The organism is Gemmatimonadota bacterium, from assembly GCA_026706345.1.
Taxonomy (GTDB): domain Bacteria; phylum JAAXHH01; class JAAXHH01; order JAAXHH01; family JAAXHH01; genus JAAXHH01.
This window is the reverse complement of record JAPOYX010000033.1, coordinates 1-4478: the sequence shown is the minus strand read 5'-3', so window position 1 is coordinate 4478 and position 4478 is coordinate 1. Positions and strand designations below refer to the sequence as shown.

General features: G+C 62.0%; 4 protein-coding genes. 3 read left to right on the top strand and 1 reads right to left on the bottom strand.

Going from position 1 to position 4478, the window contains the following annotated elements:
- Positions 1-1555: peptide ABC transporter substrate-binding protein (locus OXG98_03510; GenBank protein ID MCY3771075.1), on the top strand; the 1555-nt coding region annotated here is incomplete at its 5' end.
- A 20-nt stretch (positions 1556-1575) separates the two neighbouring features.
- Here the strand turns inward: OXG98_03510 and OXG98_03505 are convergent.
- Positions 1576-2466: a diacylglycerol kinase family lipid kinase gene (locus OXG98_03505; GenBank protein ID MCY3771074.1), complete on the bottom strand. Its 891-nt coding sequence runs from the start codon at positions 2464-2466 to the stop codon at positions 1576-1578.
- Positions 2467-2681: 215 nt separating this feature from the next.
- Between OXG98_03505 and OXG98_03500 the strand changes: the two genes are divergently transcribed.
- Together OXG98_03500 and OXG98_03495 are read left to right on the top strand one after the other, a co-directional pair.
- The gene (locus OXG98_03500) at positions 2682-3467 is read left to right on the top strand and encodes an SDR family NAD(P)-dependent oxidoreductase (GenBank protein ID MCY3771073.1); all 786 of its coding nucleotides are present in this window, start codon (positions 2682-2684) and stop codon (positions 3465-3467) included.
- Between the two features lie 54 nt (positions 3468-3521).
- Positions 3522-4427 carry an AEC family transporter gene (locus tag OXG98_03495; GenBank protein ID MCY3771072.1) on the top strand — a complete coding sequence of 302 codons (906 nt, stop codon included), beginning with the start codon at positions 3522-3524 and terminating at the stop codon, positions 4425-4427.
- Positions 4428-4478 lie beyond the last annotated feature (51 nt).

Sequence of the window (4478 nt, the reverse complement as noted above, 5' to 3'; positions counted from 1 at the left end):
TCCGGTGGCGCCGCATCGGCCGGCGCCACCGGACCAGCAGGTGTTCCGCGTCATGAGTCCGGAACCGCGCAGCCTCGACATCCAGATCAATCTCTACGACGGCGAGTCTACGCTGCTGCCTTTCGAGACCCTGCTCATCAGGGACGAAATGTGGCAGCCCGTACCGGCCGCGGCCACCCGTTACGACGTCTCGGACGACGCCACCGAATGGACGTTTCATCTGCGCCCCGGCGCCCGGTGGAGCGACGGCAGGCCGGTCACGGCCCACGACTTCGTGTACGCCTTCAGGCGCATGCTCGATCCCGCCAACGCCAATCCCTACGCCTTCTTCTACTATGACATCTGGAACGCGAAGGCCATCAGCCTGGGAGAAATCACCGACCTGCAGCAACTGGGCGTCCGGGCCGTGGACGATCTCACGTTACAGGTTCTCATGGAGCGTGGAGCGCCTCATTTCCCCCATGTCGTTTCCTTCGGCCTGGCCTACCCGACTCCGCGCTGGGCCGTGGAAAAACACGGCCGTAAATGGACCGAAGTCGAAAATATCGTGTCCAACTCCGGTTTCAGGATGGCCGAATGGGCGACGGGAAGTCATATGACTTTCGTCCCCGATCCCATGTACAACGGCCCCCACAAGCCGCTGCTGGAGAAAGTCATCCATCCTTTCCGATACGCGGCAGCCCAGACCGTCCTGGCCTACGAGAATAACGAGGTAGACGTGGAAACGGTCGATATCAACGACATGGACCGCATAGAACGCCATCCCGTACTCAGCCGCGAACTCGTGAAGACCCCGGGAAGAACGACCTGGTACCTGTTCTTCAAGGTAGCGGAGCCGCCGTTCAACGATATCCGCGTGCGGGAGGCTTTCGCCCGGGCGCTGGACCGGGACGCCATTTGCCGGGTGGTCCTCAGAGGCGCGGCGGCGCCGGCCTATTCCATGATGCCCCCGGACTTCAAGGAGTACAATGGGGAGGCCATGAAGCCGTACCAGGCCTTCGATCCTGGCCGGGCGAAGGCGTTGATGCGGGAGGCCGGGTATCCGAACGGACGGGGATTTCCCCGGCAGGAAATGTGGATTCGCGCACCAACGCCTTCCATGAAAATGGCCGGTGAGGCCATTCAGAGCATGTTGCTGGAGCACCTGGGCGTCAACGTGACCGTGCGTACGCTGGACCGGACGGCCTATATGAGCAAGCTGTATAACTGGGAGATGGATTTCGGATTTCTGCGGTTCGTCGCAGACTACGTGGATCCCCGCAACATGCTGGACATGACCTGGCACTCCCAGCCGAAAGGCGCGGGCCGCCACGACTGGGCGAATGCGGAATTCGACGCGCTGGTGGAACGAGCCGGCGCCGAATTGGACCCGGGCAGAAGAACGGGTCTCTACCGTCAGGCGGAAGAGATCCTCGTGGGGGACTATGCCGCCGCCTTCGTTTTCCACCCCCTGACGATGCAGCTCCGCAAGTCGAACCTCAAGGGATATACCCGGTATCCCGATGGTACGGTGGGCGCGCTCATGTATTCCCGGCTTTATAAAAGCAAAGAATAGTGAAGAGGGGAGTACGCCGTTCAGGCCTCGTGGTTCGGAACCGCGACCCGCAGCGCGCCGGGCACCGCGGTGATCTCCGCCGGCGTTTCGCCCACGGGTTCGCCGTCGGCGAACAGAACCACCGGCTGTTCCGTTTCAAGTTTCAGGTTGCCCGTTCTGTAGGAAAAAACGCCGGGATGATTCAGGTGACCGCCCCAGTACACCCTTGGGAACACGCGAAGGATACGGCCCGCGCTCATCATGCGAACGAGGCAGATGTCGAGCGCTCCGTCCGCCGGGTCGGCGTTCGGCGCGATCTTGATCCCGCCGCCGTACGCGGAGGTGTTCCCGGTCGCCGCGAGCAGCACCGTCTGGTTGATGGTCCCGAAATCTCCTGTCATCCGCAGTCCAAGACCCCGATAGGTGCGCAACATCCGGGCTACGCCCCATAAATAGGCCGCCATGCCCTTAAAGGGTACCGCGCCGTCGTAGACCAGCCTGGCCACCTCCGAATCGAATCCCAGCGTCACGACGGTCGCGAAGTACCGGCCGTTCACTTTGCCCAGGTCGAGTTTTCTGGTATAGCCGCTCAGAAGGATGAACGCTGCCTTTTCAGATTCAGCCGGTATGCCTATTGCCCGGGCGAAATCGTTTCCGCGGCCGCATGGAAGAATGCCGAGGGCGGCTTCCGTTCCCGCCAGCGCGTTCACCACTTCGTGTACGGTTCCGTCGCCCCCGCAGGCGGCGACGCAGGTATACCCTCCACTTACCGCTTCCGATGCGAAGGCCTCCGCATCGCCCCGGGCCGAGGTGTGCCGGACCTCGACGGGCAATTGGTTTGCTTTCAGCAGTCGCCGCGCCCGCTCGGCGTATTTCGTGCCGCGGCCGCTGCCCGAATTGGGATTCGTGACGATGAGGGTTTTACCGGTCATGTATTTCTTCCCGGGGACGTTTCTTGCGCCTTTGCTGTTACGCTAATTTGGAACGCGACTCGCAGTCTGGCACCATGAGTTCGGTCGAGTCCGAACATCTTGACAGTGGCGGCCATGTAATCTAAGATATTGGGCCGGATCGACGCACCTTAAATCGGACGAACGTCCGGCCCGTATGTTTGCGGCAAGTAACCCCCGGGCACCCGGAACATCACATGGTCGACTACAGAAACCTCTTCGATATGACGGGCCGTAACGCGCTGGTCGTCGGCGCGGGCAGCGGAATCGGCCGGTGCTCGGCCATGTGCCTGGCCCAGTTCGGCGCCCACGTGGTGTGCGCGGATGTTCAGCAGGCGGCGGCGGAAACCGTCTCCAACGAGATACGTGCGAACGATGGCTCCGCCGAACCGGCACGGGTCGATATGCGCGATACAGGCCAGATCCGGCAGATCCTCGACCGGGTTCCTCCCCCTGACGCGCTCGTCAGCACACCCAGCGTGAACATACGCAAACCACTCCTCGAGTACACAGACGAGGAATATGACCGGGTCGTCGACCTCAACCTGAAGGGGACCTTCCGCCTGGTACGCGAAGTCGCCCGGACCATGACCGAAAACAACGGGGGCAGCATCATCGTGTTCTCGAGTATTCGATCCCAGGTGGTGGAGCCCGGCCAGGGAGTCTACGCAGCGACCAAGTCCGGCGTGATCCTCATGATACGCGCATTGGCGGCCGAACTCGCCGACAAGGGGATACGTGCCAACGCCATCGCGCCCGGCGTAGTCGACACGCCGCTGACGGCCCAGATCAAACAGCATCCGGACTGGCACGCCGCCTACGCCGACAAGACCATGCTCCGGCGCTGGGCCAAACCCGAAGAAATCGCGGGGGCCGTACTTTACCTGGCTTCGGACGCCAGCTCCTATACCACCGGTTCGGTCATGTTCGTGGACGGTGGCTGGACGGCGGCGGACGGACGTTTCGACCCCTTCGCAGGATAGCGCCAGTACCGGCATTCGAAGGCAAACCTTCCCGGCCCCTTCCTCGACGATCCGATGCCATTCCTGAACATCCTGCTCGACATCATCGCCCCGATTTTCGTCCTTATCTCCCTCGGCTACCTGTTTCAAAAGAAATGGCACTTCGATCTGCAGCCCCTGACGCGGGTCCTGCTGTACCTGGTCATGCCCGCGACCCTCGTCGTGTCCCTTACCCAGTCCGAACTCTCCGCCGATTTCGTCTGGGACACCAGCGTGTTCTGTCTCCTCATGCTGGTCGCGCTCTATGTACTGAGCCTGGCCGGTTCCCTGATCATGCGGTACCGGAAGGAAATGAAGCAGGCATTCAGCCTGTCGGTCATGTACTACAACAGCGGAAATTACGGCTTTCCGGCCAGCGAACTGGCCTTTCCCACGCTTGGCCTAGCCGTCCAGTCGATCGTCCTGGCTGTGCAGAACTTTCTCGTGTTTACCCTGGGCCTGTTCTTCGTCTCGGTTGGCCGCATTTCAGCCCGGAGGGCATTCCTGCAATCCTTCAAGATGCCCTTCGTCTACGCGCTGGTCCTGGCGTTCGCCATCCGCAACTTCGGCCTGCAACTCCCCGGATTTGTCTGGCTACCCATCGAGTACCTCGCCGAGGCGCTCGTTCCCATGGCCCTGGTCACCCTGGGCATGCAGTTGGCCAGGACCCGCATTACGCAGGCGTGGCAGGCCAGCCTGGCGTCCCTGGTATGCCGCCTGGTGGTTTCCCCCCTGATCGGCTACGGACTCGTGCTCCTGCTGGACATAGACCCGAGGATCGCCCCCATCCTGATCGTGTCCACCAGCTATCCCACCGCGATCAACACCGTGCTGATCGCGATGGAGTTCGGCAGCAGGGAGGATTTCGCGGCCAACGCCGTGTTCCTTTCCACCGTCTGCAGTATCGTAACGGTCGCGGTGGTGATTTACCTGGTCAGGTGACCGCCGGGCGGCCGCCCGGCGGTTCGAATCGCCCTAAACATAGCCGTCCCG